The following is a 19,316-nucleotide window of genomic DNA, read 5'->3' as shown; positions in this document are numbered from 1 at the left end:
CGTGGGAGGCCTGCCCGTCCAGGCGGATCAGCCTGGTCTTGTGGGGCGGGAACTGAACCTCGCCGGCGATGCGGGAGGCGACAATAGCGGGATTTTACCCGCCGTTGCTCCCCGCGCGCCAGCCCCCTGTCTCAGAGACCCTGTGTCAAGCCCATGAAAACCCGATTTATCCTGATCCAGACCAGCCATGCCGGCAATGTCGGCGCGGCTGCCCGCGCCATGAAAGTGATGGGTTTTGATGACCTGGTGCTGGTGGCGCCGCGTTGGCCCGACGTGCTTCAGCGTGAAGAGACCATCCAGCGTGCCAGCGGCGCCGAAGACGTGCTGAACCGGGCCCGCGTGGTGCAGACCCTGGATGAGGCCCTGGATGGCGTGACCCACCTGTGCGCCACCGCCATGACCCCGCGCGACTTCGGCCCGCCGCTCAAGGCGCCGCGCCCCCACTTCGCTGAGCTGTCGCAGGACCCGTCGCAGGCGGTGGCCTTTCTGTTTGGGTCGGAGCGCTTTGGCATGCACAACGACGATGTGTACCGTTGCCACACCTGCCTGAGCATTCCGACCCACCCGGATTTCGGCTCGCTCAATCTGGGCGCGGCCATCCAGGTGATTGCCTATGAATGGCGTCAGGCTCTGGGCGGCTTTGAGCTGCAATCGGCGACCGCGCCGGTGCGCCCGGCCGATGCCCAGCAGGTGGCCGGCATGCTCGGGCATTGGGAGCGGGCGCTGGTCGACATCGGCTTTCTGGACCCGGCGGCGCCCAAGAAGCTGATGCCGCGCCTGAACCAGCTTTTCAACCGCGCTGATCTCACCCAGGAGGAAATCCACATCCTCAGAGGTGTTGCCAAGGCCATGATCGAAACCGCCGCTCGCAGCAGCCGATAGACTGTCAACTCATATCGATACATCTTCAAGTCATGTTCTCCCGCCTCCGATCCGACATCCAGTGCATTCTTGACCGCGACCCTGCCGCGCGCAGCACCTGGGAGGTGATCACCTGTTACCCGGGGCTGCATGCCGTGGTGCTGCATCGGCCGGCCCATTGGTGCTGGACGCATGGCCTCAAGTGGCTGGGGCGCTTCATCTCGCATGTGGCGCGTTTTCTGACCGGCATCGAGATCCACCCGGGCGCCAAGCTGGGGCAGCGGGTGTTCTTCGACCATGCCATGGGCGTGGTGGTGGGTGAGACCGCTGAGATCGGTGACGGCTGCACCATTTACCAGGGTGTGACGCTGGGCGGCACCTCGCTGTACAAAGGCGCCAAGCGCCATCCCACCCTGGGCAAGGATGTGGTGGTGAGTGCCGGTGCCAAGGTGCTGGGGGGCTTTGTGGTGGGCGACGGCGCCAAGATCGGCAGCAATGCGGTGGTCATCAAGCCGGTGCCGGCCGGCGCCACGGCGGTGGGCATTCCGGCGCGCATCCTGCCCTCCAAAGAGGGCGCCAGTGCCGACGCCACCCCCGAGCGGGCCAAGTTCTCGGCCTACGGCGTCACCCTGGAGGACGACCCGGTGAGCCAGGCGCTCAAGGGCCTGATCACCAGCGCCTCGTCGCAAGAGCACCAGATCGCGCTGCTGTGGCAGGCCATCGAAAAGCTCAGCAGCCGTCCGGCACCGGGGGACTGCGTGCCCAAGGACGCCCAGCGCAGTGAATGCTTTGAGGCGGCCAAGCTCAACGACCTGGTCGGCAAGTGAGCCTGGGGCTGCTACGGGCAGCCCAAAGAAAAAGCGACCCTCGGGTCGCTTTTTTGCGGGCGCGGCAGATTCAGGCCTGGCGCGGTGGGCGCTGCGCCGTCTTCGGTCGGAAGGCTTTGCAGACCTCGTCGCGGGTCTCGAGGTAGGGGCCGCCGATCAGGTCGATGCAGTAGGGCACGGCGGCAAAGATGCCGGGCACCAGCGTGCTGCCATCGCTGCCCTTGAGGCCTTCCAGCGTTTCCTGGATCGCCTTGGGCTGGCCCGGCAGGTTGATGATCAGGCTCTGGTGCCGGATCACCGCCACCTGACGCGACAGGATGGCCGTGGGCACAAAGCGCAGGCTGATCTGGCGCATCTGCTCGCCAAAGCCGGGCATCTCCTTGTGGGCCACGGCCAGCGTGGCTTCGGGGGTGACGTCACGCAGCGCCGGGCCGGTACCGCCGGTGGTCAGCACCAGGTCGCAGCGGGCCACGTCGACCAGGGCGGTCAGGATGGCGCTGATGGTGGCCTGTTCATCAGGGATCAGCCGGGGCTCGAACTGGATCGGATTGTGCAGTGCCTGGCTCAGCCAGTCCTGCAGGGCCGGCAGGCCCTTGTCCTGGTAGACGCCGCTGGAGGCCCGGTCACTGATCGAGACGATGCCGATGCGCACGGGCTCGGCCGGAGGCAGGGTGCAGGCACCCGGGGCTTCAGTCGTCGTGCTCATCGGCGTTGTCGGCTTCTTCGGCCTCGAAGGCCTCGGGGTTCAGGTGGCGCCGGACCAGGCGGAACAGCTCGCGGTAGGCGCGGCTCTGGCGTGGGGCCAGGCCTTGCGACACGGCGGCCTTGTCTGCGGGGGGCGCGTCCTTGCGGGCCTGGCGGATCAGGGCGCGCAACTGCTGGGTGTCGGTGTCGGGATGTTGGTCCATCCAGACGCCCAGCGCCTCTTCGGTGCCGATCAGGCGGTCGCGCCATTGCTCGGCCAGGTGCAGGGCGGCCGTGTCGGCCGCCGAGCCCTTGCGTTGCACTTCGAGCGCGGCCTTGACGGCGTCGACCGTGTCGGCATCGAGCAGGCGCATCAGCTTGCCGACGAACTGCATCTGGCGCCGTTTGCCTTCGAAGTTGGTGATGCGCTTGGCCTCGGCCAGGGCATCGACCAGCTTGTCGGACAGCGGCAGCTTCTCCATCAGGTCGGCGCGCAGCGTGAGCAGGTCTTCACCCAGCTTTTGCAGTGCGGTGCTTTCGCGTTTGAGATCGGTTTTGCTGGCTTCATCGGTGCCTTTCAGCTCAGCCTTGAGCTGGAGGTCCAGTTCGCTGCCTTCGGCAACGAACTGGCCACGGACGTAGTAGCCTTTTTTGGGTTTGCGTGACATGTTGGGGGTATCTGGGGTGAGGGCCACACGGGCCCTGAGCGGCAAGTATCATAGCTTCCGCTATGAAGAAACCCCAGACAATGGCCGCCAGCGGCTTCAGCTACCCCCGAGAAACCTTTGAATACTTGGTGGATACCGCCTTGGCGCATGCGCTCAAGCTCGGTGCCACCGACGCTGGCGCGGAGGCCTCCGAGGGCTGCGGGCTCAGTGTCAGCGTGCGCAAGGGCGAACTTGAAAACGTCGAACGCAACCGCGACAAGTCGCTGGGTGTGACTGTCTACCTGGGGCATCGGCGAGGCAATGCCAGCACCTCCGATTTCTCGGAGGGGGCCATCCTGCAGACCGTGCAGGCCGCCTACGACATCGCCCGCTTCACCGCCGAAGACCCTTGCGCCGGCTTGCCCGATGAGGCCGACATCGTCACCGAGCAGCCCGATCTGGACCTGTTCCACCCCTGGGTGCTGAATGCCGAGCAGGCCGTCAGCCTGGCCCAGGTCTGCGAAGCCGCCGCCTTGGCCACCAGCCGGCGCATCACCAACAGCGAGGGGGCGGGTGTATCGGCCCAGCAGTCGCATTTCTTCAGCGCCCACACCCATGGGTTTCGCGGCGGCTACGCCAGCTCGCGTCACAGCCTGTCGGTGGCACCGATTGCTTCGCTGCCCGGCAAGAACGCCGACATGCAGCGCGACGCCTGGTACAGCTCGCAGCGCTGTGCCGACGATCTGGCCAGCCCCGAGGCCGTGGGGCGCTATGCGGCCCAGCGTGCCCTGAGTCGCCTCAAGTCACGCAAGATCGCCACCACCCAGTGCCCGGTGCTGTTCGAGTCACCGCTGGCCGCTGGCCTGCTGGGCAGCTTTGTGCAAGCCGTGAGCGGCGGTGCGCTGTACCGCAAGAGCACCTTCTTGCTCGACTCGCTGGGCAAAAGGGTGTTTCCCAAGCACATCGACGTGCTGGAGGATCCCTTTGTGCTGCGCGGCAAGGGCAGCTCGCCCTTCGATGAGGAGGGGGTGAAGGTCGGCGCCCGCAAGGTGGTGGATGCGGGCAGCGTGCAGGGGTATTTTCTGACCAGCTACTCGGCCCGCAAGCTGGGCATGCGGACCACGGGCCATGCCGGTGGCTCGCACAACCTGACGCTGCGTTCGCGCCTGACCCGCGCCGGTGATGATCTGGACGCGATGCTGCAGAAGCTGGGCACGGGCCTGTTCGTGACCGAGCTGATGGGCCAAGGCGTGAACTACGTGACCGGTGACTACTCGCGCGGTGCCAGCGGCTTCTGGGTCGAGAACGGCCGCATCGCCTTCCCGGTGCAGGAGATCACCATCGCGGGCAACCTCAAGGACATGTTCAAGGGCATCGAGGCCATCGGGGCCGATGCCTACACCTATGGGGCCAAAACTGTCGGCTCGGTGCTGATCAACCGCATGAAGGTGGCAGGCAGCTGAGCCTGGCCCTGGCCTGAGTTGTCCCAATGCCCCTGGCGCGCCAAGCGCCTGGGGCATTTTTTCGTGGGCGCGAAGGCCTCACTGGGTGTTGCTGCGCACTTCGGGGCGCTCGGAGACCGGCGCGCCAAGCCGGCCGCCGCCGTTGATCTGAATCCCCGGTCGCACCAGGTTCTCGCGGTTTTCGCGCGGTGCTGACGAGGGCTGACGCTGCTGTTGTTGCTGTTGCTGTTGCTGCTGGAGCTGGATCTGTTCCCGCATCTGCTGTTCGCGCAGTGCCTGTTCTCGTTGCTGTTGTTGCAACTGCTGCTGCTGCATTTGCTGCTGCATCTGGAACTGCTGGTGCTGCTGTTGTTGCAGGGCCTGGCGTTGGCGCTCTGCTTCGGCCTGTTGTTGCTGTTGTTGTTGCTGCATTTGCAGTTGCTGCTGGGCTTGCTGCTGAAACTGGCGCTGGGCCTGCTCTTGCTGTTCGCGTTGCTGCGCCTCGCGCCACTGCCGGTCAGCCTCGGTGCGGGGGGCGTTGTTGGGCACCGGGCTCACCTGCTGCACGACGCCGGGGCGGCCCATGGGCTGGCCCGCGGGCGCAGGGCTGGTTTGCAGCGCGGGCGCAGGGCTCATGTTGGGGCGGCGCTCGCTCTCCCGGCCCTGCCATGGGGTGTTGCTCGCGCCTGTGCCCACGAAGGGGTGGTCGCTCGGTCGCTCGGGCACAAGCTGCACTTGAGGGCGCGGCAGTGGCTGTGGCGGCTGCGGTTGAGCCTGGAAGCCCGATCCGCCCGAGGCAGTCCCGCCCGCCGGGTGCTGAGACCACACCGGCTTGCCCCCTTGCGCCTGGTGGGTGATGGCGTCCGGGCGTTGCTGGTTCAGGTAGCTGCCTGGGCGTGGCAGGCTGCCGACCGAGCCAGGGCGGCCGGCCCCCCAGGCGGGCTGCCAAGCCTCACCTGGGGCCAAGGGTACCCAACCCACGTCCGGATGCCGCACCTGAGGGCGCGAGCCTGCCTGCGGGGTGCCCAGAAACCCCACCAGGGCCGGGGCATAGCTTGGGCGGCGGTTGCGTTCGTAGCGTTCGGGCACCCAGCACCAGCGCGGCCCGGTCTGCACCCAGCGGCCGTAGTGGAAAGGGGCGAAACCCCAGGGGGCGTCGTCGATCCAGGTCCAGCCCCAGGGTTCGATCCATTCCCAACGCCCGTAGCGGTAAGGCGCCCAGTCGCTCACGGTGACGGTCGGGTACCACACCGTGCCCCAGGTCGGGTCGGTGCGCCATTCGCCCCAGCCATCCAGTTGCTGGTAGCCGATGACCTCGCGCGGCAGGTAGCGCGCGGCCTGCGATTGGTCTTCGATCTGGTTGCGTTGTGCCACCCATTGGTCAAATCCGTCCGGCCGCAACACCAGGGGCGTTTGCAGCTGCGCCAGCAGGCGCCCGCCGAAACTCCATTGCAAGCCCTGTGGCAGGGGCTGGCTGGCGCCGTTCTCGCCGTAGGCCACCAGGCTGCCTTGCTGCACGTTGACCCGGGTGTTGCCTTGTTCCAGGCTCACGTCCAGGCGGTAATCGCCGGGCTGCTGTACCAGCACGGCCAGGTTGGGGGTGTCGATCTCGATGCGCTCTCCAGCCACCATTTGGCGCACCCTCAGGGCCAGACGGCCCTGCCGCAGTTGCATCTGGGTGGTCTGGTCGTCGAGCTGGGTGATGTCGAGCTGGCCCGGGCCTTCCATGCGCCAGCTGCTGGTGCCCGTGCTCATGTCGAGCCGGGCCCCTGGGGCTGGAATCAGGCGGTTGCCACGGGTCAGGGGCTGGTTGTAGAGCGCCATCTCGGCGTCCGGTGTGTTGGTTTGGCCGGTCTGCACCACGCCTTCGATCAGGTTCAGGTAACCCACGCGGCCCGGTGCGATCTGGGCCAGGGCCAGGCCACCGATCAGGGTCAGGCCCAGAACCAAGCCCTGGCAGGCCTGTCGGGTGCGGCGGGCCCAGGTGAAGGCCTGGCCGGGTGGGGAGGAGGGCTTGAAGAACATGGTGATCTCGTCAGGTGTTGGCGGATTAACGCGCCAGCCCCCCAAAAGGTCAACGCGCCGGGGCAGGCGGCTGCAATTGCTCACAAAAAAAGGGCGCAAAAAAGCCACCCGCATCCTCGAATGCGGGTGGCTTGCTGGTGAGGGCCGGGAGGCTCAGCCTGCCAGGGCGGCCTTCACGGCGGCAGAGACCAAGCCCATGTCGGCTTTGCCGGCCAGGCGGGTCTTGACCGCGCCCATGACCTTGCCCATGTCGCCTGGGCCGGAGGCGCCCAGCTCGGCCACGATGGCCTTGACTTCGGCGGTGACCTCCTCGGCGCTCAGGCGGGCCGGCAGGTAGGCCTGCAGCACCTTGAGTTCTGCCGACTCCTTGTCGGCCAGATCCTGGCGGGCGGCCTGCTCGAAGGCGGCAATCGAGTCCTTGCGCTGCTTGATCAGTTTGTCGACGATGGCCACCACGCCAACGTCGTCCAGGGTGATGCGCTCGTCGACCTCGCGCTGCTTGATCGCGGCCTGCAACAGGCGGATCGTGCCCAGGCGCTCCGAGTCCTTGGCGCGCATGGCGGCCTTCATGTCTTCGGTGATCTGTTCCTTGAGGGACATGGTGTTCTCCGTTCGAAATTGGGTTTCAGAATGCAAAAACCCGCGCCTGGCGTCCCGAGCGCGGGTTGTGTCGACTGCTGTGAACCAGCAGGCGGGCTGCGATCAGTACAGCTTCTTGGGCAGTTGCATGCTGCGAACGCGCTTGTAGTGGCGCTTCACGGCAGCAGCCTTCTTGCGCTTGCGTTCAGCGGTCGGCTTTTCATAGAACTCGCGGGCGCGCAAGTCGGTCAGCAGACCCAGTTTTTCGATGGTGCGCTTGAAACGACGCAGTGCGACGTCGAAGGGCTCGTTTTCTTTAACACGGATGGTGGTCATTACGTAATGTTTTCCAATGAGGTGCTCGGGGAAGATCGGGCCCACAAGCGAGGTTCCCCGCCTAAAAAATTGATCAGGCCGGCGGGGCATTTGCCAGCAAAGCCTGCGATTATAGCGTTCTGGCTTGCGCAAACAAGATTTTTGTGCATCCAGGCCTCAGACAGCGCTCACATCAGCCCCGCCCGGGCCGCCAGGCCCTGGGCGCAGGCATGCGCGCTGGCCCAGGCCCACTGGAAGTTGTAGCCCCCCAGCCAGCCCGTCACATCCACCACCTCGCCAATGAAATACAGGCCGGGCTGCTTGGATTCCAGGGTCTGCTGCGACAGATCGCGCGTGTCCACGCCACCCAGGGTGACCTCGGCCTTTTTGTAGCCTTCGGTGCCGGTGGGGATCAGCTCCCAGCGCGACAGGCGCTCGGTCAGGGTGTGCAGGGCCTTGTCGGTCACCTCGTTGCAAGGCCGCTGCAGGGCCGGGTCCTGCTGCACCCAGGCCTCGGCCAGTCGGCTGGGCAGGCTGTGCGCCAGTTCATTGACCAGCAGCTTGCGCGACACGGCCTTGGCGCGGGCCAGGGTTTCGGGCAGGTCCAACTCGGGCATCAGGTTGATGCGGATGGGCGTGCCGGCCTGCCAGTAGCTTGAAATCTGCAACACCGCCGGGCCTGACAGGCCGCGGTGGGTGAACAGCAGGTCTTCCAGAAAATGCCCGCGGCTCTTCTTGCTGCCCGTCTCCATGGCCACCGGCAGGGCCAGCCCGGCCAACTGGGCATACGGTTGCCAGGCGGCACCGTCAAAGGTGAGGGGCACCAGGCCCGGTCGCTGTTCGACCAGGCGCAGGCCGAACTGGCGGGCCACCCGGTAGCCGAAATCGGTGGCGCCGATCTTGGGGATGGACAGGCCACCCGTGGCCATCACCAGGCTGGGGCTGCGCACCGTGCCCTGATCGGTGTCGATCTCGTAGACGGTGCCCGTGCTGCCTTCGGTGCAGCGCACGGCCTTCACGCCACAGCCTTGCCAGCGGGTGACGCTGCCACCAGCAGCCCCCGCCTCGCATTCGCGCAACAGCATCTGGATGATGTCCTCGGCCGAGCGATCGCAGAACAGCTGGCCCTTGTGCTTTTCGTGGAAAGGGATGTCGTGGCGTTTGACCAGGGCGACAAAGTCTTGCGGGGTGAAGCGGCTCAGGGCGCTGCGGCAGAAGTGCGGGTTGGCGCCCAGGAAGTTGGCCGGGCTGGCTTCGCGGTTGGTGAAGTTGCAGCGGCCGCCACCTGAGATGCGGATTTTCTCGGCCACCTTCTCGGCATGGTCCACCAGCAGCACGCGCAGCCCGCGCTGCGCGGCCACGCCGGCACAAAACAGGCCGGCGGCCCCGGCTCCCACAATCACGGCATCGACATTCAAACCAGGCTCCAGGGCAACACGGGGTGCTCACCCCGCGGCAAAAGGCTTGATTATCGTCAGCCAGGTGCCGCAGGGCCGCGTGAAGGCGCTTGGCAAGCGGGCGGCGATCAGGAGAATGGGGATCTACATCTCAAAAACCGGAGGGAACTTCATGGCGACTCTGAACATCGGCGACTGCCTGGGCGCGGCCTGGGCCCAGTACCGCAAGAACATGCTCACCCACATCGTGGCCACGGTGCTGGTCACGGCCATCGGCAACCTGTTTTTCGGCTTGCTGACCGGCCCTTTGATGGTGGGCTACATGCGCATGATGCGTGCCGAGGAGGCCGGGCAGCCCGTCAGCTTCACCGATGTGTTCAGGGGCTTCGACGACTTCGGGCCTGCCTTGCTGGCGGCCCTGCTGGCCGGCATCCTGGTGGCTGTGGGCTTTTGTTTCTGTGTGCTGCCGGGCCTGCTGCTGCTGCCGCTGGTGCCCCTGGCGCTGCATGAAGTGGCCGAGGGCGAGAAGGACGCCATCCAGGCGATCAAGACGGCCTGGAGCCAGCTTCGGCCCAACCTGTTCATGGCCTTGATCTGCAGCTTCCTGATCTCGGTACTGGCCGGCATCGGGGCGCTGCTGTGCGGGGTGGGCGTGGTCCTGACGCTGCCCCTGGCCTACCTGGGGGCGTATCACATGGCGCGTCAGTTGTCGGGGGATCCCCGGGTGATCCTGGCGCTGTGATGACTTTTGAAGCGGGTCTGCAGCGGTGGGCGCCCGGCCTGCTCTGGCTGGGGGCGTGGCCGGTGGCTGGTGGCTTGAGCCAGGTGCTGTTGCATGGCGAGGCCTTGCCGGTCTGTGCTTTCAAGGCCCTCACGGGTTGCCCATGCCCGCTGTGTGGGGGCACGCACCTGGTCCACGCCCTGGGCCAGGGCGACTGGTCTGGCGCCTGGCAGGCTCAGCCCGGGCTGTTGCCGCTGCTGCTGGGGGCCTGGCTGATGCTGGGTTGGCGCAGGCTGGCCCCTCAGGGAGGGCGCCAAGCCTGGAGCCGGCTGGAACGGCGGCTGTTGGGGGCCGGCGTGGTGTTCTGGCTGGCCGAGTGGGGTTGGCGGGTTGGGTGTGGCTTGGCAGGCGCCTGGGTTGCGGGCGGTTTTGCGGGCGGGTGAACCTGCGCCCGCAGGGCTTCAATCTCAATGCTTGACGCCTTGCCGCCCGGCCAGGGACACGGCCTTGAGCGACAGGCCGTCGATTTCGGCCGTGATGCCTGACAGCACGTTGGCCACCACGGCGAATTCGCGGCCGTGCTGGCCAGCCCGTGCCGCCATGACCTGGGCATTGAAGCTCACCACCTTGGCTTCCCGGGCCACGGTCTGGATCGAGGCCACGATGCCGGTCAGTTCGCGCATCATGGCCTGCGATTGGGCGGCCGTGACCTGGTCGAAGGCGGTGGTTGCCCGGTTCAGGGCATCGAGCACCTGATCGGTGCTGTCCACCAGCGAGGCCAGGGTCTCGCTCACCCGGTGGTCTTGTCGCTCGATCTGGTCCTGGGTGGTCCGGAGTTGCGCGATGAAGGTGTCGATGGTCTGCCCTGCACCGTTGGGGCCCTCGTAGGCCCGCAGAATGACCTGGGCCTGCTCGGCGGGCAGCGCACGGCCGGTTTCACGCAGGTGTTGCTGGCTGGTGGTGAACAGTTCCAGCGATTTGCGCGCGGCGGCCAGTTGTCCGGCATGGCCTTGGGCGGCCAGCACGGTCTGCAGGATCATGCGCTGCGACAACATGCGTTGGCGGGCGGCCATGTTGACCAGGGAGATGTCGCCTTCCCTGGGTTGGCTGGCCGCGCCGATGCCCCTGGGCAGGGCCTGCGGGTAGGCCGAGGCCGGGTGTCGTGCCAATGCAGTCATGTGGACTCTCTTTCCCTGGTGAACACGCCTGAAACGAAGCAAATGCCGGGCCAGAATTGTCAGCGCCAAGTCAGTCCTGGTGCCTCTCCCGGTCGGTCCTGGACGTGTCCGTCGTTCTCAAAGCGTGCCGGTGCGCTCGCGCATGGCGTCGACGTCGGCGGGCACTGAGGGGCTGGTGCTCAGGGCATGCACCCCACCGATCACGTCACCCACCACGATCACCGAAGGGCTGCCCAACTGTTCGGTCTGCAGCGTGTGGCACAACTGCGCCAGCGTGGTGATGGCATGGCGCTGCGTGGGCAGGCTGGCCCGTTGCACGATGGCCACCGGGGTGTGGCCGGGCAGGCCTTGCAGCAGCTCTTGCTGAATGCGCTCGGCCCCGCTCACGCCCATGTAGATCACCAGCGTGAGGCGGGCGCTGTGGGCGGTGGCCGCCAGTGCGGGCCAGTCGGTACCGCTGTCGCCGGGCTTGGCGTGGCCGGTGACGAACACTACCCCGTGGGCATGCTCGCGGTGGGTCAGGGGCACGCCCAGCGAGGTCACGGCGGCCAGGCCCGAGGTGATGCCGTTGACCACGCTGACCTCGATGCCGGCGGCACGCAGGTGCTCGACTTCTTCGCCGCCACGGCCAAAGATGAAGGGGTCGCCTCCTTTGAGACGCACCACCTGCTCGCCTTCGTGCACCGCCGTGATCATCAGCTTCTCGATGAAGGCCTGCGGGGTCGACTTGCAGCCGCCGCGCTTGCCCACATAGACCACGCGGGCCTGCGGCGAGGCCAGGGCCACGATCTCGTCGCTGACCAGGTCGTCCACCAGCAACACGGTGGCACGCTGCAGCGCTTTGACGGCCTTGAGTGTGAGCAGTTCGGGGTCGCCCGGGCCGGCGCCCACCAGGGTGCAATGGCCTTGTCGGGCCGATGAGGACCGGGGGTCCGGGGTGAGGGTGTTGGTCATGGGTGCTCCACAAGGCGCAGGATGTGTTCGACCTGGCGTGCGATGGGGGTGGGTACCGGCAGCTTGCCTGCCAGCACCAGTTGAATGTAGTTGGCGGTGGAGGCCGCGCTGATGTCACGGGGCAACTCGGGCAGGGTGGCCAAGGGGCCCTGCTGGGCCGCTTGCCAGGGGTAGGCCTGGCCTTCCATGTAGGCGGTCATCTCGGGGGTGCGGCGCGGGTCGGCCACCACCTCGCCCTCGGTGCCGCGCAGCAGCAGGGCGCGCTGACCGGTCAGCGCCAGCGTGGCCGCCATGGACTCGGCGTACTCCGGGTGGGTGTAGCTGCTGACCAGCACACTCGGGCCCTGGCAAGGGCTCATCAGCTTGACCATGCTGTGTGCTGAATTGCGCAAACCCACGGCCCGGCGCACCTCCAGCAGTCGCTTCAGGCCCGGCAGCAACAGGCCGGTGGGTGCGTAGACCAGTTCGCCAGCCTTGAGGGGGCGCACGGCCACCAGCGACGGGGTGCCGAGGGCCGACAGCACCGCGGCGGCCGGCACGCGGGCCTCTTCGGTCGGGGTGCCATGCACCAGCACACTGGCGCCCCGGCGCGCCAGCAGCAAGGCCAGCAGCGGCGTGAGCACGGGCAGCTTGCGCGCACCGTTGTAACTGGGCAGCACCACGATCGGTTTGAGGGTGGGGGGCATGCGGGTCATGCGGGCGTGGGTGGCATCGAGAAACCCGGCCATCTCTTCGGGGGATTCACCCTTGATGCGCATGGCCAGGCAGAACGCGCCGATTTCCAGATCGGTCACCGTGCCGTCCAGCACCTGGCCCATGAGGTCGGCCGCCTGCTCCCGGCTCAGGGGGCGTGCACCCTCTTTGCCGCGGCCAATTTCCTTGATGTACTGACTGATTGCCATGTCGTGGTCTGCTTGTTTTGGAAGGTCTGTTGAAACAGAGCCGCGCATTGTCCCTGAAGCCTTCTGACTTTCCGCTATATGCCCAACTTTGGTGCGGCTTCTGCATCGCCACACCTGGATGGGTCTCAGCCCGTCACCGGCTTGATCAATCGCACCATGCGCTTGAGCTCCGGCACACATGAACCACAATTCGTGCCACATTTCAGCGCTCCCTGAAGCTGGCCCAGTCGCTCCTCCTCCTGGCCCTGGCAGCCCGCCAGCGCGGCCTCGATGGCCTGGTCGGTCACCCCCACGCAACTGCACACGGTTCGCCCTTTGCTCACCACGGCCACCGGCGCTTCGGCGCCGGGCAGCAACAGCAGCCGCCCATAGGCCCGCGCGGGCAGGTCCTCCTGCAGCAGCGTGCGCAGCCACACTTCGGCGCGGGTGTCGCCACCCAGCAGCAGGCCGGTGATGCGGGTGTCGTCACCCTGGGGCTCCACCCGCACGGTGCGGCGCTGGCCGCGCCGCAGATCGACGTAGTTCAGCGAGTCTTCGTTTTGCAGGCCCAACAGGGTTTCGATCTGCACCAGCACTTCGGCGGGGGGGGCCTCGGGCGCAGCGGCCCGGAACAGCACGCCGGTGGTGGGCGCCGTGGTACCGCCCAGCGCATCCGCCCGGCCAAAGGGGACGCAGGTGCTGAAGGCAAAGGCGCCCATCAGGGGCTTCAGCTTCTCGCGCGCCGCAAGGGCCTCGCCGGTCGGCAACCAGGCCATGGCCACCAGGGACCAGGGCAGCTCCGCCTTGCTGATGCGCACGGCCGCGTGTTTGAGTTCGGGCTGCTTGGAGCTTGGGCAGAAGGTGCTGGGCATCAGCGCGTTGACGCCGGCCAGCGGCTCGCCCGTGGCCGAGCAGCCGCTCAGAAATTCGGCGCCCCAATGCATGGCGATGTAGGCCTGGTTGAGCCCGACCTCGCTGCTGGCCTGCACGGGCAGCACGATGGCGCCACGCCGTGATTGCACCGTCACCAGATCGCCCTCCTGCCACTGGCGGCGGGACATGTCTTGGGGATGGAGTTGAATCGCGGGCTCGGGCACGTGGCCGAACAAGCGGCCCAGGGTGCCGGTGCGGCTCATGCCGTGCCACTGGTCACGCAGGCGGCCGGTGTTGAGCGAGAACGGGTAGCGCGCATCGCGGCTTTCGGCCACCGGCTGGTAAGGGGTGGCGCTGAAACGGGCCCGGCCATCGGGGGTGGGGAACACGCCATCTTCGTACAGCCGGACCTTGCCGGCCGGCGCCCCGGCGGGCATGGGCCATTGCTGGGGACCCAGGCTGTCGAGCAGCTCGTAGCTCAGACCCGTGATGTCCAGGTCGCGGCCCCGGGTCGATTCGCGGTGTTCGCACCAGATGGCTTGCACCCCGGCCTCCGGCGCTTCCGTGGGGTAGGGGAACAGCGTGGCCTGGCCAGGGCGCAGCCGGGCTTCCAGGCGCTGGGCCAGCTGCACGCCGATGGCCCAGTCGTGACGGGCCTCGCCGGCCGGGGGCAGGGCGGCGCGCACGCGGCTGATGCGGCGCTCGCTGTTGGTCACGGTGCCCAGTTTTTCGCCCCAGGTGGTGGCGGGCAGCAGCAGGTCGGCGAATTCGGCGGTGGCGGTGGTGGCAAAAGCCTCCTGCAGCACCACGAATTCGGCGCGCTGCAGGGCGCGGCGCACCGTGGCCTGGTCCGGCATCGATTGGGCGGGGTTGGTGCAGGCGATCCACAAGGCCTTGATCTGGCCGTCGGCGGCGGCCTCGAACATCTCGACCGCGCTCTTGCCCGGGGTGGCGGGCACCTGCTCCACGCCCCAGTGGGCCGCGACTTCGGCGCGGTGCTGCGGGTTGGCCATGTCGCGGTGCGCGCTCAGCAGATTGGCCAGGCCGCCCACCTCGCGTCCGCCCATGGCATTGGGCTGGCCGGTCAGTGAGAACGGGGCCGCCCCCGGGCGTCCGATCTGGCCGGTGGCCAGGTGCAGGTTGATCAGGGCGGCGTTCTTGGCGGTGCCGCTGCTGGACTGGTTCAGGCCTTGGCAGTAGAGGCTCAGCGTGGCTGGCGAGGTGGCGAACAGGCGGGCGGCCTCGTGCAGGTCTTGCGGCGCAATGCCGCAGACCTGGGCCACCCGCTCGGGTGTGCAGTCGCGCACCAGGGTCTTCAGCGCTTCGAAGCCGCTGGTGTGGGCGGCGATGTAGGCCGGCTGCGTCCAGCCCTCCCACAGCATGATGTGCAGCATGCCGTGGAACAGCATCACGTCCGTGCCCGGCTGGATGGCCAGGTGCAGGTCGGCCAGTTCGACGGTGTCGGTGCGCCGCGGGTCGACCACCACGATCTTCAGCCCGGGGCGGGCGCGCTTGGCGTCTTCGATGCGGCGGAACGCGATCGGGTGGGCCCAGGCGGTGTTGCTGCCGGCGATGAAGAGGCAGTCGGCGTGGTCGAAATCGGCATAGCTGGCCGGTGGGGCATCGGCTCCCAGGGTGGCCTTGTAGCCGGCCACGGCGCTGCTCATGCACAGGCGTGAGTTGGTGTCGAGGTTGTTGGTGCCCAACAGGCCCTTGGCCAGCTTGTTGAAGACGTAGTAGTCCTCGGTCAGCAACTGGCCCGACAGGTAGAAGCCCAGGGCGTCCGGCCCGTGTTCGCGCACGATGCGGCTGAGACGGTCGGCCGCCAGGTCCAGGGCGGCATCCCAGGCCAGGGGCTGGGTCGGGCCACGCCGCTCCAGGCGCTGCAGCGGTTGCAGCAGGCGGGTCTGGCGGGTGATGTCGGCGCTGGCCGTGAGGTGCAGGGTGGAGCCCTTGGTGCACAGGCGGCCGAAGTTGGCCGGGTGGGCCGGGTCGCCGCGCACGCCGGTGATGGCCTGGCCCCGGGTTTCGATGATCACGCCACAACCCACGCCGCAGTACGGGCAGGTGGAGCGGGTTTCCTGGAGGAGCGCCTGGGGGACTGGGGTCATGGCTGCGGGCCTCCGTCCAGGGGTTGACGGCAGGCCGGGCCTGCCTGGGGGCGCTGCAGCTCGGTGGCATGGTGCAGCAGTTCCTCGGTATCGAGGTGGACCAGCCCGTCTTGCACCAGCACGGCGAAACGCGGCGTGCAACCCACGTCGGGGGCCTGGGCCTGGCCATCGGCCAGCCCGATGGTCCAGTTGTGCAACGGGCAGGCCACGCTGCGGCCGAAGACGATGCCCTGTGACAGCGGGCCGCCCTTGTGGGGGCAACGATCGAGCAACGCGAAGACCTCGTCTTGGTCGTTGCGGAACAGCGCCACCTCTAGGCCATGATCGCGGCTTACGCGGCGTGCGCCCAGTGCGGGAATCTCGTCCACGCGGCAGATGGGTTTCCAGAGGCTCATCTTGTTCTCCGTTCAGGCCCTGAGGGCCGCATACAACCCGGTGACGCGGTCCATCACCGAGAGCAGGTTTTCGCTCGCCACGAACAGCTCCGACAGCGGCTTGCTGCCAGGGGTGGCCGAGCTGATTTTTTTCAGTGCAGCGTCAAAGAACACCCACTGGCCGTCTGCCAGTGCCAGTTCATCGGCGATGCGGGCAGAGGTTTCGGGGGCTTTGTGCAGGGTGTCTTGCGCCTGCAGGAATTCGCTGCGGGCCCGGGCCATTTCGGTGGCCGCGGCGGCCGGGTCGACCTGCAGCACGCCGGCCAGGTAGAACTTGGCCAGTCGCTGCGACAACATGCGTTGGCGCCCGGCCAGGTTCACCAGGGGGCCGGCGGGGCGGGTCGAGGTCGCTTCGAGCTGGGCGGTGCCTTGCTGGGCCAGCGCCAGGACCTGGGCATCGGCTTGCAGCAGGGCATTGGCCCGGCGGGCCTCGGGTGGGGCAGACAGCGCGTCGCGCAAGGCCTGCCAGGCCGGATCCAGGGCCGCATAGGTGTTGCGGATCGGCGTGCTGGGCGCGTAGGCCTTGAGTTGTTCATGCTGGCGCTCGAACAAGGCCATCGACTGGCTCAACACTTGCTGAGCCGTGGGTGTGGGCGCCTGGGCGGCCAGGGCCAGCCAGGCCTTGACCATGCGCTGCGAGAGCATGCGCTGGCGCCCCGCCATGTTGATGGCATCGGCCAGATCGACCTGGGCCCGGGCGAGGCTCGCCCAGCAGGCGGCCAGGCCCAGCAGGTGTCGGCGTTGCAGAGCCATGGTGTTCATCCGGTGGGGTTTCAGGCCTTGAGGGCGTTGAATTGGCGGGTGTCCACCTCGGCGCGATCGAACTCGAACCAAGGGTCGGGTTCGCCGTCGAGGGCAAATTGCAGGCGCTCCCACAGAGCCAGGCGGCCGGCGGCATCGTCCAGGATGCGTTTTTTCACGTGGTCCAGACCGACCCGGCCCACGTAGTGCACGGTGCGCTCCAGGTACCAGCCTTCTTCGCGGTAGAGCTGCATGAAGGCGCCCGTGTATTCGAGCACCTCGGCAGCGGTCTTGAGTTTGGTGAAGAAGTGCGCCACCTCGGTCTTGATGCCGCCATTGCCGGCGATGTACATCTCCCAGCCGCTGTCCACACCGATGATGCCCACGTCCTTGATGCCGGCTTCGGCGCAATTGCGCGGGCAGCCCGAGACGGCAAACTTGACCTTGTGCGGGGCATACATGCGCCACATGGCACGCTCCAGGTCCTTGCCCATCTGGGTGCTGTCCTGGGTGCCCATGCGGCACCACTCACTGCCCACGCAGGTCTTCACGGTGCGCAAGGCCTTGGCATAGGCGTGGCCGCTGGGCATGCCGATGTCTTTCCAGACGTTGACCAGGTCTTCCTTCTTCACGCCCAGCAGGTCGATGCGCTGGCCGCCGGTCACCTTGACGGTGGGGATCTTGTACTTGTCGACCACGTCGGCAATGCGGCGCAGCTCATCGGCCGTGGTTTCGCCACCCCACATGCGCGGGATCACGCTGTAGCTGCCGTCCTTCTGGATGTTGGCGTGGCTGCGTTCGTTGATGAAGCGGCTTTGCGGGTCGTCGCGAGCCTCTTTGGGCCAGCTGCTGATCAGGTAGTAGTTGACTGCAGGGCGGCAGCTCGCGCAGCCGTTGGGGGTCTTCCAGTCCATGACGCGGAACACGTCGGCAATCGTCAGCAGCTTGTCTTTCACGATGGCCTCGCGCACGGCCTGATGGCCGTGCTCGGTGCAGCCGCACATGGCTTTGGTCTTGGGGGTGGCCGAGTAGTCGCCGCCCGCCGTGAACATCAGCAGTTGCTCGACCAGGCCGGTGCACGAGCCGCAGCTGGCGCTGGCCTTGGTGTGTTTGCGCACCTCTTCGAGCGTGAACAGGCCTTTTTCCTTGATGGCCTTGCAAATGGCCCCCTTGCTGACGCCGTTGCAGCCGCAGACCTCGGCCTCGTCGGGCATGGCCGCCGCCTTGCTGTGGCCTTCGTGGCCCACATCGCCGATGTTGGACTCACCGAACATCAGCTTGTCGCGGATGTCGGCCACGCTGCGGCCATCGCGCAACAGCTTGAAATACCAACTGCCGTCCACCGTGTCGCCATACAGGCAGGCGCCGATCAGCTTGTCGTTCTTGATGACCAGCTTTTTGTAGACCCCGGCATAGGGGTCGCTCATCACGATTTCCTCGGTGCCTTCGCCGCCCATGAACTCGCCGGCCGAGAACAGATCGATGCCGGTCACCTTGAGTTTGGTCGAGGTGAGTGAGCCCTGGTAGCGCGCGATGCCGAACTCGGCCAGGTGGTTGGCTGCCACCTTGGCCTGTTCGAACAGCGGTGCCACCAGTCCGTAGGCGGTGCCCCGGTGGGCGGCGCACTCGCCCACCGACCAGATGCGGGGGTCGGTCACGGTCTGCATCGTGTCGCTGACCACGATGCCCCGGTTCACCAGCAGGCCGGCCTGTTCGGCCAACTCGGTGTTGGGCCGGATCCCCACGGCCATCACCACCAGATCGGCCGCCACCTCGCTGCCGTCCTTGAAGCGCACGGCCTGGACGCGACCGTCGGCGCCGCCGATCAGGGCCTGGGTCTGGGCACCGATGCGGAACTGCAGGCCGCGTTGCTCCAGCGACTTCTGCAGCAGCCGGCCAGCCACGTCGTCGAGCTGGCGTTCCATCAGCCAGGCGTTCACATGCACCACCGTCACGCTCATGCCGCGCAGCATCAGGCCGTTGGCCGCTTCCAGGCCCAGCAGGCCGCCGCCGATGACCACTGCATGGCGGTGCGTGGTGGCGGTTTCGATCATGGTGTTGGTGTCGTGGATATCGCGGTAGGCAATCACGCCCTGCAAGTCCTTGCCCGGAACCGGGAGCATGAAGGGGGTGGAGCCTGTGCACAGCAGCAGGCGGTCGTAGGCCGCCTCGGTGCCGTCATCGGCCCGTACCACACGCCGGATGCGGTCGATCTGCACCACCTTCTTGCCGGTGTGCAGGGTGATGTCGTTGTCCCGGTACCAGTCGTAGGGGTTGAGGACGATTTCCTCCAGCGTCTGCTCACCTGCCAGAACAGGCGACAACAGGATGCGGTTGTAGTTGGGGTGCGGCTCGGCACCGAAGATCGTGATCTCGTACAGCGAGGGGTCGATCTTCAGCAGCTCTTCGATCGTGCGCACACCGGCCATGCCATTGCCGACCATCACCAGCTTGAGTTTTTTCATCGTCATGCTCCGTCGCTTGGGGCCGGGCTGGCGAGCCAGTCGGTCCGGAAAACAAAAAAGGCGTCCACACGATGCGGCCTCGGGGGTGCGAGACTGCATGTGGGGACGCCTTCGTCCCGGGTCGACCCCTGCGCCATTGCAAGGGATCCACCCGGCGGCCCTGAGGCCGTTGGGGGTGTCA

At 67.1% G+C, this 19,316-nt stretch carries 18 protein-coding genes; 5 read left to right on the top strand and 13 right to left on the bottom strand.

The window, feature by feature from the left end; genetic code table 11:
* Window positions 1-153 precede the first annotated feature (153 nt).
* On the top strand, window positions 154-882 hold the full coding sequence (locus AC07VS_RS20945; protein ID WP_494751849.1) for an RNA methyltransferase: 729 nt from the start codon (window positions 154-156) through the stop codon (window positions 880-882).
* Window positions 883-914: 32 nt separating this feature from the next.
* On the top strand, window positions 915-1,688 hold the full coding sequence (gene cysE, locus AC07VS_RS20940) for a serine O-acetyltransferase (protein WP_492348067.1): 774 nt from the start codon (window positions 915-917) through the stop codon (window positions 1,686-1,688).
* Between the two features lie 70 nt (window positions 1,689-1,758).
* Here the strand turns inward: cysE and mog are convergent, their stop codons facing one another.
* Both mog and yjgA read right to left on the bottom strand, forming a co-directional pair.
* On the bottom strand, window positions 1,759-2,394 hold the full coding sequence (gene mog, locus AC07VS_RS20935) for a molybdopterin adenylyltransferase (protein ID WP_494751848.1): 636 nt from the start codon (window positions 2,392-2,394) through the stop codon (window positions 1,759-1,761).
* Window positions 2,378-3,040, bottom strand: a complete 663-nt coding sequence (gene yjgA / locus AC07VS_RS20930) for a ribosome biogenesis factor YjgA (protein WP_492348069.1) — start codon at window positions 3,038-3,040, stop codon at window positions 2,378-2,380. Before yjgA ends, mog begins: the two co-directional genes overlap by 17 nt.
* A gap of 62 nt (window positions 3,041-3,102) precedes the next feature.
* Between yjgA and pmbA the strand changes: the two genes are divergently transcribed.
* Window positions 3,103-4,482, top strand: a complete 1,380-nt coding sequence (gene pmbA, locus AC07VS_RS20925; protein ID WP_494658209.1) for a metalloprotease PmbA — start codon at window positions 3,103-3,105, stop codon at window positions 4,480-4,482.
* A gap of 78 nt (window positions 4,483-4,560) precedes the next feature.
* Here the strand turns inward: pmbA and AC07VS_RS20920 are convergent, their stop codons facing one another.
* From AC07VS_RS20920 to AC07VS_RS20905, 4 genes are all read right to left on the bottom strand, one after another.
* Window positions 4,561-6,486: a DUF6600 domain-containing protein gene (locus AC07VS_RS20920; RefSeq protein WP_494751847.1), complete on the bottom strand. Its 1,926-nt coding sequence runs from the start codon at window positions 6,484-6,486 to the stop codon at window positions 4,561-4,563.
* Window positions 6,487-6,639: 153 nt separating this feature from the next.
* Window positions 6,640-7,086: a GatB/YqeY domain-containing protein gene (locus AC07VS_RS20915; RefSeq protein ID WP_492348072.1), complete on the bottom strand. Its 447-nt coding sequence runs from the start codon at window positions 7,084-7,086 to the stop codon at window positions 6,640-6,642.
* 102 nt (window positions 7,087-7,188) lie between these two features.
* Window positions 7,189-7,401 (bottom strand): 30S ribosomal protein S21, encoded by a 213-nt coding sequence (rpsU, locus tag AC07VS_RS20910; RefSeq protein WP_007833691.1) that lies wholly within the window; start codon window positions 7,399-7,401, stop codon window positions 7,189-7,191.
* A 167-nt stretch (window positions 7,402-7,568) separates the two neighbouring features.
* Window positions 7,569-8,798 (bottom strand): BaiN/RdsA family NAD(P)/FAD-dependent oxidoreductase, encoded by a 1,230-nt coding sequence (locus tag AC07VS_RS20905; protein ID WP_492348073.1) that lies wholly within the window; start codon window positions 8,796-8,798, stop codon window positions 7,569-7,571.
* Between the two features lie 151 nt (window positions 8,799-8,949).
* Between AC07VS_RS20905 and AC07VS_RS20900 the strand changes: the two genes are divergently transcribed.
* Together AC07VS_RS20900 and AC07VS_RS20895 are read left to right on the top strand one after the other, a co-directional pair.
* Complete coding sequence (locus tag AC07VS_RS20900) at window positions 8,950-9,519, top strand: hypothetical protein (RefSeq protein ID WP_494751846.1); 570 nt, start codon at window positions 8,950-8,952, stop codon at window positions 9,517-9,519.
* Window positions 9,519-9,941: a DUF2752 domain-containing protein gene (locus AC07VS_RS20895; protein WP_492348075.1), complete on the top strand. Its 423-nt coding sequence runs from the start codon at window positions 9,519-9,521 to the stop codon at window positions 9,939-9,941. Before AC07VS_RS20900 ends, AC07VS_RS20895 begins: the two co-directional genes overlap by 1 nt.
* Before the next feature lie 24 nt (window positions 9,942-9,965).
* Here the strand turns inward: AC07VS_RS20895 and AC07VS_RS20890 are convergent, their stop codons facing one another.
* The 7 genes from AC07VS_RS20890 to nirB all read right to left on the bottom strand — a co-directional run bounded on the left by AC07VS_RS20890 (window position 9,966) and on the right by nirB (window position 19,135).
* Window positions 9,966-10,676: a type IV pili methyl-accepting chemotaxis transducer N-terminal domain-containing protein gene (locus tag AC07VS_RS20890; protein ID WP_494751845.1), complete on the bottom strand. Its 711-nt coding sequence runs from the start codon at window positions 10,674-10,676 to the stop codon at window positions 9,966-9,968.
* 117 nt (window positions 10,677-10,793) lie between these two features.
* The gene (cobA, locus tag AC07VS_RS20885) at window positions 10,794-11,630 is read right to left on the bottom strand and encodes a uroporphyrinogen-III C-methyltransferase (protein ID WP_492348077.1); all 837 of its coding nucleotides are present in this window, start codon (window positions 11,628-11,630) and stop codon (window positions 10,794-10,796) included.
* Window positions 11,627-12,532 carry a DNA-binding protein YbiB gene (gene ybiB, locus AC07VS_RS20880; protein WP_494658204.1) on the bottom strand — a complete coding sequence of 302 codons (906 nt, stop codon included), beginning with the start codon at window positions 12,530-12,532 and terminating at the stop codon, window positions 11,627-11,629. The genes cobA and ybiB overlap by 4 nt, the downstream gene beginning before the upstream one ends.
* A 125-nt stretch (window positions 12,533-12,657) precedes the next feature.
* Window positions 12,658-15,495: a nitrate reductase gene (locus AC07VS_RS20875; protein ID WP_494751844.1), complete on the bottom strand. Its 2,838-nt coding sequence runs from the start codon at window positions 15,493-15,495 to the stop codon at window positions 12,658-12,660.
* Window positions 15,492-15,890 (bottom strand): nitrite reductase small subunit NirD, encoded by a 399-nt coding sequence (gene nirD, locus AC07VS_RS20870; protein WP_492348080.1) that lies wholly within the window; start codon window positions 15,888-15,890, stop codon window positions 15,492-15,494. The genes AC07VS_RS20875 and nirD overlap by 4 nt, the downstream gene beginning before the upstream one ends.
* Window positions 15,891-15,902: 12 nt before the next feature.
* The gene (locus AC07VS_RS20865; RefSeq protein ID WP_494658202.1) at window positions 15,903-16,691 is read right to left on the bottom strand and encodes a type IV pili methyl-accepting chemotaxis transducer N-terminal domain-containing protein; all 789 of its coding nucleotides are present in this window, start codon (window positions 16,689-16,691) and stop codon (window positions 15,903-15,905) included.
* An 11-nt stretch (window positions 16,692-16,702) separates the two neighbouring features.
* The gene (gene nirB, locus AC07VS_RS20860) at window positions 16,703-19,135 is read right to left on the bottom strand and encodes a nitrite reductase large subunit NirB (protein ID WP_494751843.1); all 2,433 of its coding nucleotides are present in this window, start codon (window positions 19,133-19,135) and stop codon (window positions 16,703-16,705) included.
* Window positions 19,136-19,316: the final 181 nt, after the last annotated feature.

This window comes from Curvibacter sp. GW821-FHT01G03 (genome assembly GCF_059422285.1).
This window is presented reverse-complemented; position numbering and strand designations above follow the sequence as displayed.